The following is a 16,161-nucleotide window of genomic DNA, read 5'->3' as shown; positions in this document are numbered from 1 at the left end:
GTATTGACCGGACCGTTGAGCGGATGCGGGTGCCCCGCGTATGTGCCGCGAAAGGCGTACATGATAGGGTTCGCCGCGTCCATACGGCCCATGCGAAATCACCCATGACACGGAGCGACGGCAAGTGACAGAACGTCTTGTCGCGAGAGATTCCGCGCCACGCGCGCGGCGCGAGCGGAGTGGCGCGCGTTGAGCGGGCACGATCCGGACGCGGAACTGGTTGCGGGCGTCGGCAGACAGGAACCGGCCGCCGTCCGCGCGCTCGTCGCGCGCAAGTTGCCGCGTCTGCTGGCGCTCGCGATGCGGATGCTGGGAGACCGTATGGAAGCCGAGGACGTCGCGCAGGAAGCGTTCGTGCGGATCTGGAAGCAGGCGCCGAACTGGCGCGAGGGCGAAGCGCGTTTCGACACGTGGCTGTATCGGGTCGCGCTGAACCTCTGCTATGACCGGCTGCGCGGGCATCGCGAAGAGCCCGTCGACACCTTGCCCGACGAAGCCGACCCCGTTGCCGCGCCCGATTCGCAACTCGACGCGCAGTCGCGCGACGCACGCGTGCGCGCCGCGCTCGCCGCGTTGCCGGCGCGTCAGCGCGAGGCGCTCGTGCTCAACTACTACCAGGAACTGTCGAACATCGAGGCGGCTGCGTTGATGGGCATCACCGTCGACGCGCTCGAAAGCCTGCTCGCCCGCGCGCGCCGCAATCTGCGCGCTCGACTTGCCGGCGATGATCTCGCCGGAACGAGGGACTTGCGATGACACCAGAGAGATTTCGCGCCATCGTCGATGCGTACGGCGCGGACGCGCGCCACTGGCCCGCGTCGGAGCGGGCGGACGCGAGCGCGTGGGCCGACCAGCATCGCAGCGAAGCCGACGCGCTGCGCGCCGAAGCCGCGCGAATCGATGCGTGGCTCGCGAGCAATAGCGTCGAAGCGCCGGATGCTGCGTTCGTCGAGCGCATTGTCGCGTCGGCGCCTGCGCCTGCACCGGCATCCGCGAGAAAGCGTCCACGCTGGCTGACGCTGCCCGGCTGGCGCTCGCGGCGCGGAGGGCTGTGGTGGTCCGGCGCGGCGTTCGCGGGCGTCGGCCTGATCGGTGGGTTCGCGGGTGCGTTCGCCGTGTCGTTCTTCCTCGTGACGGGCACGCCGTCGCCGGCATCGGAATCTTCGTATCTGACAACGGGTTTTGGCGGCACCGCCGCCGATTGGAGCGGCGAATGAGCGGACGCGGCTGGAAATATCTGTTGATCGGCTCGCTAGTGCTCAACGTGTTCATGATCGGCGGCGTCGCGGGCGGTGCGTATCAATGGCTCATCACGCATGGGCGCACGACGGTCGCCGCTCAGCCGCAGCCGCGCGCGCTGCGCTTCGCGGCGCAAGGGCTGTCGGAGGAAAGGCAGAACCAGTTCGTCGATGCGCTGAAGGCCGCGCGACGCGAGGCGCGAACTTATGCGCGCGAAGGCCGCGAAGAGCGGCGCGAGGTGCTGCGTCTGCTGTCCGCGCCGCAACTGGATCGCGCGGCGCTCGACTCGGCGTTGAACAGGACACGCGAAGCCGATATCGCGTTGCGCACGCGTGTCGAGCAGAGCGTCGCAGATTTCGCCGCGACGCTGTCGCCCGATGAGCGCGCGAAGTTCGCCGAAGGGTTGAGGGAGCGCGGCCAGTGGCGGATCGCGCAGGCACAACAACAGGCACAACAACAGGCAAAGCAGGCAGAACAACAGCTTCAGCAGCGCCTTCAGCAGGAGCAGGGAGAAGAGCCTGCGAGCGAGTGAATTGCGCTGCATGGTCCGGCGAAAAAAAGCGACAAAGGCATCGACAAAAACAGCGACGAAAGATCGACGAAAACATCGACAACAGCAGCGACGGAAAAGCGCGGCACGCACCGTTTAACGCACATCGAGAAAGCGCATCACAGCCGACACAGGAGCGAGAGCATGGCCAATCCACCCGCTGCAATGACGGCGCCGCCGTTGAGCGCGGCCGCGATCGCGATGAACCGGTTCGGCCTTGGCGCGCGCGCCGACGAAGCGCCGCCCGCCGATCCCAAGTCGTGGCTCGTCGCACAGTTCGACACGTATCAGCCAATGCCCGCAGCATGGGCGGATCAACCGACGTCGCTGGCGATCGCGGCCGAGCTGGCGCAGCAACGCCAGCATGCGTTGGCGAACGCGGCGGCCAGTTCGACGAACGCGGCCAGCGCATCCGCGAGCGGCGCGAACGCCGGCGGCGCGCCCGCCAACACCGCCAACACCGCCAACACCGCCAACACCGCCAACACCGCCAACACCGCCAACACCGCCAACACCGCCAACACCGCCAACACCGCCAACACCGCCAACACCGCCAACACCGCCAACACCGCCACCGCCGACGATGCCAGGAAAGCCGCCCGCCAGGCCGCGAACAAGGCGGTGCGCATGGAAGCACGCGACACCTACCGTTCGGCCGTGAACGCCCGCTTCGCAAGCGCGCTGACGACGCCCGCGCCCTTCGTCGAGCGGCTCGTGCACTTCTGGGCCAATCACTTTGCCGTCTCCATCGATAAAGGCCAGGTCGCGTCGTTCGCGGGCGCGTTCGAAGCGGAAGCGATCCGCCCGCATGTGCTCGGACGATTCGAAGACATGCTGGTGGCCGCCGAGCGTCATCCCGCGATGCAGCTTTTTCTCGATCAGACGCGCTCGGTCGGTCCCGACAGTGCCGCCGCCATGCGCGCCGCGCAGCGCAATCCGAACCGCAAGCCCGGCCTCAACGAAAACCTCGCGCGCGAGATCATGGAACTGCACACGCTCGGCGTGCGCAGCGGCTACACGCAGGGCGACGTCACCGAGTTCGCGCGCGCGATGACGGGCTGGAGCATCGCGGGCGCTCAGGGTCCGCAGCCGAACAACGCGCCGCCGGGCGCGTTCGTGTTCCGTGCGCAACTGCACGAGCCCGGCACGCGGACCATCATGGGCCGCCGCTACGATCAGCCGGGCGAAGGGCAGACGCTCGCCGTGCTGCACGATCTTTCGACGTCGCCCGCCACGGCCACGCACATCGCGACAAAGCTCGCGCGCCACTTCGTCGCGGACAACCCGCCGCCCGATGTCGTCGACCGGCTCGCGACGGCCTTCATGCACAGCCGCGGCGATCTGCCGACCGTCTATCGCGCGTTGATCGACAGCGACGCCGCGTGGTCGCCCGTTGCCGTCAAGTTCAAGTCGCCGTGGGAATGGGCGATTTCGGCGCTGCGCGGGCTCGGCATGCGCGACTTGAACAACGCGAGCAGCGGGAACGGCACCGTGCAGATGGCGCCTGTTCTCACGCAGCTCGGCCAGCAGGTGTGGCGGCCCGGCTCGCCTGCCGGTTACGACGACATCGCCGCGAGCTGGGCCGCGCCCGATGCCCTCGTGCGGCGCGTCGAGATCGCACAGCGTATTGCGTCGCGTGTCGGCGACCGGATCGACCCGCGCTCGCTGGGGCAGACGCTGATGGCGGGCTCGTTGAGCGAGCCGACGGAACTGGCCGTGTCGCGCGCGGAAAGCGCATCGACGGCGCTCGCGCTACTGCTCGTGTCGCCCGATTTTCTACGGAGATAGCCATGCTCACCCGCCGCAGCTTCATCTGTGTGGCCGCAGCCGGCGCGGGCGCGATGCTCGTCGCGCCGCAGATGGTCTTCGCGCGCGTCGCGACGGATCGCCGCTTCGTCTTTGTGATCCAGCGCGGCGCGGCCGATGGCCTGAACACGGTCGTGCCTTATGCCGATCCCGCGTATGCGGCGTTGCGCGGCGCGCTGGCCGTCGATACGTCGTCGTCTGCGAAGCTCGACGGCATGTTCGCGCTGCATCCGTCGCTGGTGCAGATCGGGCAGATGTACGACGGGCGCGAGGCGCTGTTCGTGCATGCCGTTGCGTCGCCGTATCGGGACCGCTCGCATTTCGATGGGCAGAACGTGCTGGAGACGGGCGGCGCGTCGCCGTATCGGGTGAAGGACGGCTGGCTCAATCGCCTCGTCGGCATGATGCCGGGCGCGAATTCCGCGAACCGCGCGTCGAACCGCGCGGCGACGCACGAAAACGCGATCGCCTTCGCGCCGACCGTGCCGATGGCGTTGCGCGGTCCGGCGAGCGTCGCATCGTATGCGCCTTCCGCGCTGCCGCAAGCGCCCGACGATCTGCTCGCGCGCGTTTCGCAGCTTTACGAGCAGGACGCGCAGTTGCGCCCGTTGTGGGAATCGGCGATGGCGGCGCGCGGCCTCGCGGGCGACGCCGGCGCGCGTCAGGACCCGGCGAGCCTCGGCAAGCTCGCGGCCGGTTTTTTGTCGCGTGAGGACGGCCCGCGCATCGCGATGATCGAAACGGGCGGCTGGGACACGCACAGCGCGCAGATGCCGCGACTCGCGGCGCAACTGAAGGCGCTCGACACGATGCTTGCCGCATTGCGCGACGGGCTCGGACCGGCGTGGAGCAAGACGACGGTGCTCGTCGCCACCGAATTCGGCCGCATGGCGGCAGCGAACGGCACGGGCGGGACGGATCACGGAACGGCATCGGTGGCAATGGTGATCGGCGGCGCGGTGGCGGGCGGGCGCGTCGTCGCAGACTGGCCGGGGTTGCGTCAGAGTGATCTTTACGAGGCGCGCGATCTTAAGCCGACGGCGTCGCTGGATGCGCTGATTACGGGTGTCGCGAGCGAAAGCCTCGGACTCGATCCGCACAAGACCGCGCGCACGCTGTTCGCGCAAGAGCGCAGCACGCAGCCGATGACGGGGCTGATTCGCGCGTAGCTTTCGTTGCTGGTGGCGATCAGCTTTCCTATTTCCTAAACCTCAAAAACTAATAGGGAGAAAATCTTGAAGTACGCATCGAATCTGAAGTCCGCGAAGTGGCGCGCGCGGCTGTTGGCCGTGCTGTGCGCATCGACGCTTTCGGCCTGCTACGCCGTCGAGCCCGCGCGGCCGCCGCAGCCCGCGCCCGTTGCGGAAGTGATGCCCGCGCCGCACGCGCCGGGTTATCGGTGGGTGAAGGGCCACTATCGGTGGGAAGGGAATCACTGGCAGTGGGTGCCGGGCCATTGGCGGCCGGCTTGATACCGGGCTTTCATGCCGCTCGATGCGCCGCAAAAAAATTCATTGCGCGTGTCGATCTGAAGGTGGTTCGTTCGTCATAGTGGTGAAGACTCGCCGTCCGGCGAGCTTCGTCGCTCATCAACCCCTTCATCCAGCAACCATCTTGCATGCGACCAGGGCAAGGCATGGGACGGGAGCCGCCGCCAGGGCGTCAATTCCCGTCGACATGCTTGCTCTGGTCGACAAAGGAGAGACACGATCATGTCCAACTCAGCCGTCAAGCCCATCCCCGAGGGCATGCATTCGTTGACGCCGCATATCATCGTCGCGGGCGCGGCGGAAGCCATCGAGTTCTACAAGAAAGCGTTCAACGCAATCGAACAGGTTCGTATGCCCGGTCCCGGCGGCAAGCTGATGCACGCATCGCTGAAGATCGGCGATTCGACGCTGATGCTCGTCGACGAAATGCCCGATTGCGGCGGCGGAGCGTCGCTAGGGCCGAAGGCGCTGAAGGGCTCGCCTGTCGTGCTGCATCTGTACGTCGACGATGCCGACGCCACGATCGCGCAAGCGGAAGCGGCAGGCGCAAAAGTAACGATGCCCGCCGCCGATATGTTCTGGGGCGACCGTTACGGCCAGGTCGAAGATCCGTTCGGCCATCGGTGGTCGGTCGCGACGCACAAGCGCGACGTCACGCCTGAAGAAATGAAGCAGGCGATGGCGCAAATGGCGCAGGGCCGTCAGTAGCATCGGTTGCGTCGCCGAGCGGCGGACGCGGCGCGGCTATGAAAGCCGCGTTCGAAACGCGCCGCGCGGCGCGCCAACGTTGCGCAGCGGCATCGGTCGCGCGATGTTGGTGACATGGTGATGCGGACCACGTAGGCGGCCTCGGCGCGTTCCGAGGCTGCGCTCTTGCATCGCTTTGTCCCGACCTCGCGCGGTACAACAATCCAGGAGATCCGATGGACAAGATAGCGACGTGCCTGTGGTTCGACGGCAAGGCGGAGGAAGCCGCGAAGTTCTATACAGGCATCTTCAAGAATTCGAGCATCGACGAAGTGATGCACTATGGCGAAGCGGGACCGGGCACGCCCGGCAGCGTGCTATCGATGACGTTTCGTCTCGACGGCCGCGAGTTCATCGCGTTGAACGGCGGCCCGCAATTCACGTTTTCTCCGGCGATTTCGATGTTCGTGAAGTGCGAATCGCAAGCGGAAGTCGACGTGCTGTGGGACAAGCTGCTCGAAGGCGGCGGCGCGCCGCAGCAATGCGGGTGGCTCACGGACCGCTACGGCATCTCGTGGCAGATCGTGCCGGCCGCGCTGGGCAAGATGCTGAAGGACAAGGACCCGGCGAAGGCCAGGCGCGTAATGCAAGCGATGATGCAAATGGTGAAGCTCGACGTGAACGCTCTCGAAGCGGCATACGCGCAGCCGTGAATTTTTGCTGGCGAGGCGGGCGCTTGTGTGAACAGTTGCCCGCGTCTCTCGCCGGCGCGTTGGTTTTGGCGATGACGCCGCCTGACGTCTGCCGATGCCAGTACGGGCGTCCGAGTTTATGCGCATCAACTCTGGCCGGCCTCGGGCCACCGCGACCGACGCACTTCAGCGCGCGTTTCTGCGATGATCTGCGCTTTCCTGTTTGCCGGAGAAAGCGCACATGTCCCCATCCTCCTTTGAGGTTGAAACTGATCGACTGGTCTTGCGTCCTCACGTCGTCGAGGATTTCGACGAAAGTCTTGCGTTATGGTCTGACGAGATCGTCACGCGCTTTATCGGTGGCAAGCCGTTTAGCCGCGAAGAAGTGTGGTCTCGGCTTCTGCGTTACGTCGGACATTGGGTCGCGCTGGGATACGGCTATTGGGTAATCCGCGAGAAGCACAGCGGACGATTCGTCGGCGAGGTCGGCTTTGCGGACTATCGGCGCGAGATCGATCCGCCGCTCGATGGCGCGCCAGAAATCGGCTGGGTGCTGATGCCGTCCGCGCACGGGCAAGGCTATGCGACGGAAGCGGTGCTCGGCGCGTTGACTTGGGCCGATGCGAAGTGGCCGGCTTGCGACACCGTTTGCATCATCGCGCCGGACAACGTGGCGTCGCGGCGGGTCGCGCAAAAATGCGGCTACGTCGAAGAGCGACAGACAACGTACAGGGGTCACCCGACGGGAGTTTTTCGTCGGGCGTCAGGCCGCATTCATCCCATCGGTTCTTAAAACTCTCCTATGCCTTCTGGCCGAATGGTGCAGAGCCGCCATTGATGCGACATTCACTACGCGAGTGCACCGGTCATATGAACCACCCAATCGCACACAGATATCGAACGTAGATACGATGTTGACACATTAACCCGCGCCGCGTAGCATCACAGTATCGACATGGTAGATACGCGCGGCGCTTCTGGTCCTTCGTGGGCCTTGTGAAGGAGGAAGTCGTGTATCTGAGTTTCTCGGGCGAAGGTGGCGCTATGGCTATTCAGACAATCAAGCGGTGGGGCAACAGTCTCGCGGTGAGAATTCCCGCGAGCCTGGCTGAGGAATTGCATCTGCGCGAAGATCAGGAAGTCGACATGGTGGTGGCGGACGGCGCGCTGGTCGCAACGCCTGCCGTAAAGACGTTCAACTGGGACGAGTATCGCGAGCAACTCGCGGCGAGGCCGAACGACGTGCATCCGACTATCGATCTTGGCGTTGCGGTGGGTTCCGAACTTGCCGACCCAACGGACCAGGACGACTGGTAAGGAGCAACATGAAAAACGGCGTTCCCGAGATCGGCGATGTGTTGTGGATCAGGCTCGAACCCGTGGTCGGGCACGAGCAGGGCGGCGGGTATCCACGGCCCGTCGTCGTGTTGTCACACGAGGCGCATAACGGTCCCACGCACCGTGTCGTGGCCGTGCCCTGCACGACAAAGGCGCGCGGATTTTCGACGGAGATTCCAGTTTCCGCGTTGCCGAAGCCTTGTGTCGCGTTGATCGATCAGATCGTGACGCTCGATTGGGTCGCGCGGCGTGGCGAGTACCGGGAAGAGCGCATCGCGCAAGGCGAACTCGATGCGATTCGCCGCAGCCTGAAAGCGTTCCTGATGATATGACGACGGGCCGCTCGCGTCGCGCATCGCCGTGATCCAATGTGCAGCGGCGAGGCGCGTCCCGAGTCACGGGCGGCGCGTGACGTGCGCTGCGAACAGCCCGGCGGCCAGCATTTGTCGCTCGCAGCCGCGTGTTCGCTACTCGCGACGGCCCGCCATGCACGCTTGGAGCGTTCGCCGCTGTTTGCCTTGCGAATCGAAGTTCGCTTCATCTAGCCATTCCGCGAAGCCCGCGCGCAGCAGCGGCCATTCGCTGTCGATGATCGAGAACCACGCGGTGTCGCGATTGCGGCCCTTGTAGGTCACGGCCTGGCGGAAGGTGCCTTCGAACGTGAAGCCGAAGCGCGCCGCCGCCGCGCGCGAAGGCGCGTTCAGCGCATCGCATTTCCATTCGAAGCGCCGGTAGCCTAGTTCGTCGAACACGCGCTGCATCAGAAGAAAGATCGCCTCCGTCGCCATGCGCGTTTTTTGCAGGCGCCGCGAGAACACGACGAAACCGACTTCGATCACGCCGTTCGACTTGTCGATGCGCATCAGCGAAAGCGTGCCGACGGCCTTGCCCGTCGCCAGATCGATGACGGCGTAATGCAGCGGATCAGGCGACGCAGCGAGGGCCGTGAGGCAGTCGCGGTACGCTTCGCGTGTATCGAACGGTCCGACGGAAAGATACGTCCAGTCGCGGGCGTCGGGCGCGGCGCTATAGGCGTCGTACAGATCGTCGAGATGACGCTCGACGTTCACGCGTTCGAGCCGGCAATAGCGTCCCGTCATCGGCTGATCGCCGGGCGCTTTGGCTGGCTGCCAGTTCAGCATCGGTTCGCCGATCGGCTGGCCGTATTCGTTGACTCGCTGCCCCACGTTGTTCTCCCGTCGTGTGTGCGTTTGAAATATGCCAATCGGGCAAGATACGGCAAACGCTGCGCGTCCGTAAGAACCAGCCTGCGCGGATTCGATGGAGCCAGCGCCGACCACGGCAAGCGGGCACGGAACGACAGTTGCTGGCCGTCCTCATACCGACCCACGAGCCGCACGCGGCGAGGCGCCACGGAGTCACGCTCGCGAACGTTTGGAACTGAAAGGCTGTCGATACAGAATGAAAGTGATCGAACACCATACTCGGGAGACCCGCATGCTCGATGTCGCCGATGAAATCTCCCGCTTCAACGCCGGCCGTGACCCCGATCGCCTTGCGATGAAGTACGCGCGCATGCGGACATCGCCGTTCGTGTTCCTGCGCGGCACCTGTCATCTGTTCTACAAGCGTTCGTCCAAGGGCAGCGTGCTGGAAAGCTCGCCGCATGCGTGGATTTGCGGCGACTTGCACCTGGAAAATTTCGGCAGCTACAAGGGCGACAACCGGCTCATCTATTTCGACATCAACGATTTCGACGAGGCCTGCCTCGCGCCGTGCCTGTTCGAGATGATCCGTCTGCTGACGAGCGTGCTCGTCGCCGCCGACGATCTGAAGCTCAGCCGCGCGGAGGCGCTCGCGCTGTGCCACATCGCCGTCGATTCGTACGCGGTCGCGCTGCGTTTCGGCAAGGCGCGCTGGATCGAAGAGGAAACGGCCGAAGGGATGGTCGCCGAGCTTTTCGCTGCGCTGCATCAGCGCTCGCGCATCGATCACCTGAATCGGCGCACCGAACTGAAGGGCAAGAAACGGACGCTGCGCGTCGACGGCAAGAAGGCGCTGCCCGTCACCGATAAAACGCGCGAGAAAATCACCGCGTTCATGAACGACCTTGCGAAGCGCGAGCCGAATCCGGCTTTCTACGAGATCATCGATGTCGCGCGCCGCATCGCGGGCACGGGCAGTCTCGGCGTCGACCGCTACGTGATTCTGGTCGAAGGCAAGGGCTCGCCCGACGGCAACTATCTGCTCGACATGAAGCTCGCGCTGCCGTCCGCGACCGCGCCGAATGTCAATACGCCGCAACCTCGATGGGCGAGCGAGGCGGAACGCGTCGTCGAGATACAGCGGCGCGATCAGGTGGTGTCGCAGGCATTCCTGCATGCCGTCGAATTCGAAAAGCGCCCGTACGTGCTGCGCGGCCTGCAACCGTCCGAGGACCGCGTCGCGCTGGAGAACTGGAACGGCAAGCTGCCGCGGCTGGAAAGCGTCGTGGGCAACATGGCGGAACTGGTCGCGTGGGCGCACTTTCGCAGCAGCGGACGCCAGGGCTCCGCTATTGCCGATGACCTGATCGCGTTCGGCGAAAAAAGCAAATGGCAACTTGCGCTGATCGATCTGGCAACGCAGTGCGAAGCGCAGGTCGTGAGCGACTGGCAGGCGTACTGCAAGGCGTTCGATGCCGGGGCTTTTGATCCGACCTCGAAAAACTGACGGCGCGCGGCGAGGCCGCTGCTTGCGAACGCGCCGCGAATGCAATCGCTACGTGTCGAGGCGCACGCTCTCGCGCCACCGGCGGTCAAGAGAATAAACCGCCGCGACTGCCCGCAGCGCCGAACATATCCCGCCGCAACATTCGAAAAATACCAATACGTTTAGCGCGCTGGACGCCAGCGAGGGAGTATGTAAATCTGGCGATGGCGTCGTGGCGGAATGCGCGTCGTTTTTCGGGCTTGTTCGCCCTGCATTTCCTGAACCAGGCTTGTACCCGACGCCGCGCACGGGCGCGCTGCCCGTGGGGCATGAACAATGCCATCCTATGAGTCACTTCCACAACAGGAGACGGCACTATGGAAATCGAAGCGACCGCATGGTTCCCGCTGGACGACTATGCGCCCGTGAGGGACGGGTGGTACGAAGTCCAGCTTGTGAGCGGAGAGACGGCATTCGCCAAATTCGCGGAAGGCGGTTGGACCGAAAGGCCGCTCCTCGTGTTCACACACTGGCGCGGCTTGAGCGAAGATCCCGCGCGCGTGGACACTCCGGAAACCATCGACGCGGAAGCCACGGCAGCAGAAGGCGTGCGCGCTGCGTGGAACGCGTTCTTCCCGGGCGCGAACGGCGAGGCGCACAAGCCGCACGACATCTCGCACGGCAAGCCGCCACCCATCACGCACTGACTTCTCGCATCCATGCGGACCTGCGGACGGCGCGTCGGCGCCGCCGCTCGTTTCAGTGTCAACGCCTCTCTGTCATGCGGCCCTCGCGTTTTTCCTTGCTTCGCTAGAATGCAGCATCGATATCGCGAAGGCCTTCCATGCAAGATTTCCGCCAATCCATCGATCTGGCGCGCGCCACGCGCCTTCTGAATCACGGCCCTGTCACGCTCATCACCAGCGCGCACGGAGGCCGTTCGAACGTGATGGCGGCGTCGTGGGCGATGCCGCTCGATTTCGTTCCGCCGAAAGTCGTCGTCGTGATCGACGCGAAGACGCTGACGCGGCAACTCGTCGAAGCAAGCGGCGTGTTCGGCCTGCAACTGCCGACGCGCGGCTTCGCGCGTCATACGCTTGCGGTTGGATCGAATGCGGGCGTCGAGATCGACAAGCTCGCGGCGCTGCAACTCGAAACGTTCGCCGCGCAGATGATCGACGTGCCGATGCTGGAAGGCTGCGTCGCATGGTTCGAATGCAAGGTGATTCCCGACGATAGCCAGCGCCATGATCTGATCCTCGCCGAAGTAGTCGCGTGCTATGCGGACAGCCGCGTCTACTCGAACAACCGTTGGCACTTCGGCGACGATCACGACATGCGCACGTGCCACTACGTCGCGGGCGGCACGTTCTTCGAAACGGGCGACACGTTCGAAGTCGAAGCCGCGCCCGTCGATAGCGGCAAAAGCTGATTCACGTCTTGAGCGGCACCCAGATCTCGACGCCGCCCATTCCCGTCACGGGGTTGAACTGCTCGCTGTAGCGCTCGAAGTTGGGGGCATCGGCGGGCGTGTGGCCGGACTCGGGCAGCCACTTGTTCCAGATCGTGTTGCACGTGCGGCGTATCGTCGAGATGTGCTCGCGATGCGTGAACACCGCGTAGCGTTGCGCGCCGATGCGCACACGTCCCAGTTCGTCGGGCAAGCCCGAGAAATCGGTCACTTCGACGCCGCACATGTAATCGAAATTGCCTGAGTCGTCGGGGTTGTAGCTGACGCCGTACGCGACCTGTCCGAGCTGTCCCGGCAGCTGGCCGTTGATCGCGTTGAAGCGCTGCCATTGCGCGGGAATGCCGGAGCTGCTCTCGCAGTTGTAGCGCGCGCTCAATCCCGCGACGAGCAACGGAGCGCCGTCGACGAAACGCGGCGGTTCGAGATGGGCTAACAGGGATTCTTCCATTTTGATCGGCTCCACGAGTGCGATGTTGTCGAGATGACCTTGCGCGCGCAACGCTTCGGGCGTGAGCCCGAACTGCTCGCGAAACGCGCGCGTGAATGCCTCGTGAGAGCCGTAGCCTGCATCGACCGCGACGGCGAGAATATCCGGCGCGCCGCGCGCGAGACGCCGCGCCGCTTCCGTCAGACGCCGCGCGCGCACGTAGCGCATCACCGAATAACCCGTTGCCGCTTCGAATGCACGCGACAGATGAAAGCGCGATACACAGCCGCTACTGGCGATGTCGTCGAGCGACAGCTCGCCCGCGAAGTGGCTTTCGATAAACCAGAGCGCTCTTCCGGCAGGGTTCGCGGCTGGGTTCATAAGGACTCTCGTTTCGGCATGAACCCAGCATATCGATTGAAGGTAGCGTTCATTTGATTGCGCTTGCGCTTCGTCGCTACTCCATCGATTCCTTCAACGCGCCGCGTTCCTGTTGCACGGCGGATTGCGTGCCTTGCCGCAACAACGCGCCGCCGAGCGTCCCGGCCGTCGCGGCAAAGATCGCGCCGACGAGAAACGCGACGTGATAGCCGCTCGTGAGCGCGGCAGGCGTATCGGCGTGCTGCGCGCCGCCGCTCGCCGATTGCGCGGCCGCGAGACTTGCGAGCACCGCAAGTCCCAATGCGCCGCCCATCATGAACGACGTATTGACGATGCCCGACGCGAGGCCGGAATCGGCGGGATCGACATCGCTCATCGCCGCGAGCAGCAGCGGATTGAACGCGACGCCCGCGCCGATGCCGAGCAGCACCATGCCGGGCAGCACGTCGACGACGAAGTGACCGTCGACGGGCGCGCGCGCGAACAGCAGCAGTCCGAGCGCGGCCAGCAGCAGACCGGCGGCGAGGGGACGCCGGATGCCGAAACGCATCACCATGCGCGCCGACAGCCCGAGCGAGAAGAAACCCATGATCAGGTTCGCGGGCAGGAACGCGAGGCCGACCTGGAACGGCGCATAGCCGAGCACGCGCTGCAAATAGAGCGCGGAAATGAAGAACCACGCGAACATCGCGGCGGCCCACAACACGCCGACGATGTTGGCCGTCGCGACATTGCGCAACGTGAGGAGCGCGAGCGGCATCAGCGGATGCACGACGCGTGCTTCGATCGCGAGAAACGCGCCGAGCAGCGCGAGCGCGACGACGAGCAGCACGACCGTTTGCGCGGACAGCCAGCCTGCCTCGTTGCCGTTGACGATCGCATAGACGGCGAGCATCAGCGATGCCGTGACAGTCGCCGCGCCCGCGACGTCGAGCCGCTCGCCATGCGCGTGCCCGCGTCCGGCGGGCAGCAGCGCAATGCATGCCGCGTACACGGCAATGCCGATTGGCAGATTGACGAGAAAGATCCAGTGCCAGCTCAGCAGATTGGTCAACAGACCGCCCAGCAGCACGCCGATGCTGCCGCCGCCCGCGCACACGAAACCATAGACGCCCATCGCTTTCGCGCGCTCGCCTTCTTCGGTGAAGAGATTCATGATCAGCGACAGCGATACGGCCGACACCACCGCGCCGCCCAGCCCCTGAATCGCGCGCGCGCAAACCAGCATGACTTGCGAGTTCGCGAGCCCGCATGCAAGCGACGCCAGCGTGAACAGCGTAATGCCCGCGAGGAAGAGCTTGCGATGGCCGTACAGGTCGCCGAGCCGGCCGCCCAACAGCAGAAAGCCGCCGAACGTCAGCATGTAGGCGTTGACGACCCACACGAGTGCGGTTTCGGAAAAGCCCAGATCGGCCGCGATCGACGGCAAGGCGACGTTCACGATGGTCGTATCGAGCACGATCATCAGCACGCCCATGCACAGCACGACCAGTGCTAGCCAGCGTTTTTGACCTTCGATGTTATGCGTCATGCGCGCGTTCCTCCGTGGCTGTCGATGCGCTACCAGTCTAGTCAGGGTCCGTTTGGGACTGCAACGGGAAATCCCCTTTTGCGCACCGCTGTTATACACACGACGGTTGGGGCGGGCCGAAATCGACACGCAACGACTCAATGATTTTGTTTTGCCGCCGCCGCGCGGCGGAAACTTTATGCGAGGCCGCGCGGGAGGGCGGCCTTTACGAAGCCCGGACGGGACCACCGCGTGCGTCAACGGCAGACCGCGGGCACGCTACATCGCACGCAATGCGAATCGCTTGATCTTGCCGGTTTCCGTGCGGGGCAGCGCGTCGATGAAGGCGACGACGCGCGGGTACTTGTACGGCGCAACGGTATTCTTCACGAATTCCTGCAACTCCGAGACCAGTTTGTCGTCCCCGCTATAACCGGGATTGAGCACGACGAACGCCTTCACGATCTGCCCGCGTGTTTCGTCGGGCACGCCGATCACGCCGCATTCGGCGACGGCCTCGTGCTGCATCAGCACGCTCTCCACTTCGGGGCCGGAGATGTTGTAGCCGGCCGACACGATCATATCGTCGGCGCGGGCCTGATAGAACACGTAGCCGTCTTCGTCGATATAGACCGAGTCGCCGGGCAGGTTCCAGCCGTCGCGCACGAACTTGCGCTGGCGCTCGTCGGCGAGATAGCGGCAGCCCGTCGGCCCGCGCACCGCGAGCTTGCCGATCGTGCCTGCGGGCACGGGGCGCATGTCGTCGTCGACGGCTTGCACGATGTAGCCCGGCACGGCCTTGCCGATCGCATGTGGCCGCACGTCGCCACCGGCCGCCGAGATGAAGATATGAATCAGCTCGGTGCCGCCGATGCCGTCGATCATCTCGATGCCGCTTGCTTCTCGCCACAATGCGCGCGTCGAGTCGGGCAACGCCTCGCCTGCGGAAACGCTCTTCTTCAGCGAAGAAACGTCGAAGCGCGGAATCAACGGCGCCATCTGCCGATAGAACGTCGGCGCGGTGAACATCACGGTCGCGCGAAAGCGCTCGACGTTTTGCAGCAGCGTTTCGGGCGTCTGCTTTTCGATCAGCACCGTCGATGCGCCCGCGCGCAACGGGAAGCACAAAAGGCCGCCGAGACCGAACGTGAACGCGAGCGGCGGCGTGCCGCAAAAGACATCGTCGGCGGTGGGCTCGAGCACGTGGCGCGGGAACAGGTCGCACATCGCGAGCACGTCGCGATGAAAGTGCATGCAGCCCTTGGGCGCGCCCGTCGTGCCGCTCGTGAAGGCGATCAGGCACACATCGTCGGCGGCCGTGCCGCACGCTTTGAATTCAGCGGGCTTCAATGCGGCCAGCGCTTCGAGCGAACCGGGCGCGTCGTCATGAAAGACGAGCGTCTGCTCGAGGCCTTCGCAAAAGAACTCGTCGCCTTGCGTCGTGCAGCGCGCGAGTTCTTCCGTCAGCCGCGTGTCGCACAGCGCCGCGCTGATCTGCGCCTTGTCGATGATCTGCTTGAGTTCCTTCGCGCGCAGCAACGGCATCGTCGGCACGACGACGAGACCCGCTTTCAATGCGGCGAGAAACGCAGCGGCCATCTGCAATGTATTGGGACCGCGCAACAGTACGCGATTGCCCGGCTGCAAGCGCAATTCATCGACGAGCACGTGCGCGTTGCGATTGACCATCGCGAGCAGTTCGCCATAAGTGGTCGCCTGCGGTTTGCCATCGACATCCGACCAGATGGCCGGCCGGTCGCGATGCCCGCTTTCGACGGCACGATCGAGCAGTTCAGTCGCGCAGTTGAAGCGCGCCGGATACGCGACGTCGGGATTGTCGAGCAGAAACACGGGCCATTGATCCTCGGGCGGCAAGTGGTCGCGCGCGAAGGTATCGATGTGAGCTGACGGTTCCATC

The 16,161-nt window shown here is 64.8% G+C and carries 17 protein-coding genes and 1 pseudogene; 14 read left to right on the top strand and 4 right to left on the bottom strand.

Annotation, left to right across the window (positions count from 1 at the left end; translation table 11 throughout):
* Positions 1-156 precede the first annotated feature (156 nt).
* The 11 genes and pseudogenes from AB4Y32_RS11250 to AB4Y32_RS11200 all read left to right on the top strand — a co-directional run.
* Positions 157-756 (top strand): annotated as a pseudogene (locus AB4Y32_RS11250) (RNA polymerase sigma factor); the annotation flags it as partial.
* Positions 753-1,217: a hypothetical protein gene (locus tag AB4Y32_RS11245; RefSeq protein WP_368721409.1), complete on the top strand. Its 465-nt coding sequence runs from the start codon at positions 753-755 to the stop codon at positions 1,215-1,217. The pseudogene AB4Y32_RS11250 and the gene AB4Y32_RS11245, both read left to right, overlap by 4 nt.
* The gene (locus tag AB4Y32_RS11240) at positions 1,214-1,771 is read left to right on the top strand and encodes a periplasmic heavy metal sensor (protein ID WP_368721408.1); all 558 of its coding nucleotides are present in this window, start codon (positions 1,214-1,216) and stop codon (positions 1,769-1,771) included. The genes AB4Y32_RS11245 and AB4Y32_RS11240 overlap by 4 nt, the downstream gene beginning before the upstream one ends.
* Positions 1,772-1,933: 162 nt before the next feature.
* Positions 1,934-3,577: a DUF1800 family protein gene (locus AB4Y32_RS11235; protein WP_368721407.1), complete on the top strand. Its 1,644-nt coding sequence runs from the start codon at positions 1,934-1,936 to the stop codon at positions 3,575-3,577.
* Between the two features lie 2 nt (positions 3,578-3,579).
* Complete coding sequence (locus AB4Y32_RS11230; RefSeq protein WP_368721406.1) at positions 3,580-4,764, top strand: DUF1501 domain-containing protein; 1,185 nt, start codon at positions 3,580-3,582, stop codon at positions 4,762-4,764.
* Positions 4,765-4,830: 66 nt separating this feature from the next.
* Positions 4,831-5,067: a hypothetical protein gene (locus tag AB4Y32_RS11225; RefSeq protein WP_368721405.1), complete on the top strand. Its 237-nt coding sequence runs from the start codon at positions 4,831-4,833 to the stop codon at positions 5,065-5,067.
* 240 nt (positions 5,068-5,307) lie between these two features.
* A complete protein-coding gene (locus AB4Y32_RS11220) occupies positions 5,308-5,793 on the top strand; it encodes a VOC family protein (protein WP_368721404.1) in 486 nt (161 codons plus the stop codon).
* Positions 5,794-6,008: 215 nt separating this feature from the next.
* Positions 6,009-6,485: a VOC family protein gene (locus AB4Y32_RS11215; RefSeq protein ID WP_368721403.1), complete on the top strand. Its 477-nt coding sequence runs from the start codon at positions 6,009-6,011 to the stop codon at positions 6,483-6,485.
* 220 nt (positions 6,486-6,705) lie between these two features.
* Positions 6,706-7,257, top strand: a complete 552-nt coding sequence (locus tag AB4Y32_RS11210) for a GNAT family N-acetyltransferase (protein WP_368721402.1) — start codon at positions 6,706-6,708, stop codon at positions 7,255-7,257.
* Between the two features lie 251 nt (positions 7,258-7,508).
* Complete coding sequence (locus AB4Y32_RS11205) at positions 7,509-7,781, top strand: AbrB/MazE/SpoVT family DNA-binding domain-containing protein (RefSeq protein ID WP_368721401.1); 273 nt, start codon at positions 7,509-7,511, stop codon at positions 7,779-7,781.
* Between the two features lie 8 nt (positions 7,782-7,789).
* On the top strand, positions 7,790-8,134 hold the full coding sequence (locus AB4Y32_RS11200) for a type II toxin-antitoxin system PemK/MazF family toxin (RefSeq protein WP_368721400.1): 345 nt from the start codon (positions 7,790-7,792) through the stop codon (positions 8,132-8,134).
* A gap of 135 nt (positions 8,135-8,269) precedes the next feature.
* On the opposite strand, the gene AB4Y32_RS11195 is transcribed toward AB4Y32_RS11200, so the two are convergent.
* Positions 8,270-8,989, bottom strand: a complete 720-nt coding sequence (locus AB4Y32_RS11195) for a GNAT family N-acetyltransferase (RefSeq protein ID WP_368721399.1) — start codon at positions 8,987-8,989, stop codon at positions 8,270-8,272.
* Between the two features lie 271 nt (positions 8,990-9,260).
* Between AB4Y32_RS11195 and AB4Y32_RS11190 the strand changes: the two genes are divergently transcribed.
* The 3 genes from AB4Y32_RS11190 to AB4Y32_RS11180 all read left to right on the top strand — a co-directional run bounded on the left by AB4Y32_RS11190 (position 9,261) and on the right by AB4Y32_RS11180 (position 11,886).
* Entirely contained in the window at positions 9,261-10,475 is a 1,215-nt protein-coding gene (locus AB4Y32_RS11190; RefSeq protein ID WP_368721398.1) for a DUF2252 domain-containing protein, read from the top strand.
* A gap of 356 nt (positions 10,476-10,831) precedes the next feature.
* Positions 10,832-11,161, top strand: coding sequence for a hypothetical protein (locus AB4Y32_RS11185; RefSeq protein ID WP_368721397.1), 330 nt, complete (start codon positions 10,832-10,834; stop codon positions 11,159-11,161).
* 137 nt (positions 11,162-11,298) lie between these two features.
* Complete coding sequence (locus tag AB4Y32_RS11180; RefSeq protein WP_368721396.1) at positions 11,299-11,886, top strand: flavin reductase family protein; 588 nt, start codon at positions 11,299-11,301, stop codon at positions 11,884-11,886.
* Between the two features lies 1 nt (position 11,887).
* Here the strand turns inward: AB4Y32_RS11180 and AB4Y32_RS11175 are convergent, their stop codons facing one another.
* The 3 genes from AB4Y32_RS11175 to AB4Y32_RS11165 form a co-directional block, all read right to left on the bottom strand.
* Positions 11,888-12,733: an AraC family transcriptional regulator gene (locus tag AB4Y32_RS11175; protein ID WP_368721395.1), complete on the bottom strand. Its 846-nt coding sequence runs from the start codon at positions 12,731-12,733 to the stop codon at positions 11,888-11,890.
* 76 nt (positions 12,734-12,809) lie between these two features.
* Positions 12,810-14,264 carry a DHA2 family efflux MFS transporter permease subunit gene (locus AB4Y32_RS11170; protein ID WP_368721394.1) on the bottom strand — a complete coding sequence of 485 codons (1,455 nt, stop codon included), beginning with the start codon at positions 14,262-14,264 and terminating at the stop codon, positions 12,810-12,812.
* Positions 14,265-14,522: 258 nt separating this feature from the next.
* Complete coding sequence (locus AB4Y32_RS11165) at positions 14,523-16,160, bottom strand: AMP-binding protein (RefSeq protein WP_368721517.1); 1,638 nt, start codon at positions 16,158-16,160, stop codon at positions 14,523-14,525.
* Between the last annotated feature and the right edge of the window lies 1 nt (position 16,161).

Source organism: Paraburkholderia phymatum (genome assembly GCF_040965635.1).
In the GTDB taxonomy this organism is placed as follows: domain Bacteria; phylum Pseudomonadota; class Gammaproteobacteria; order Burkholderiales; family Burkholderiaceae; genus Paraburkholderia; species Paraburkholderia phymatum_B.
The sequence above is the reverse complement of the archived record's forward strand: the minus strand, read 5'-3'. Positions and strand labels throughout refer to the sequence as shown.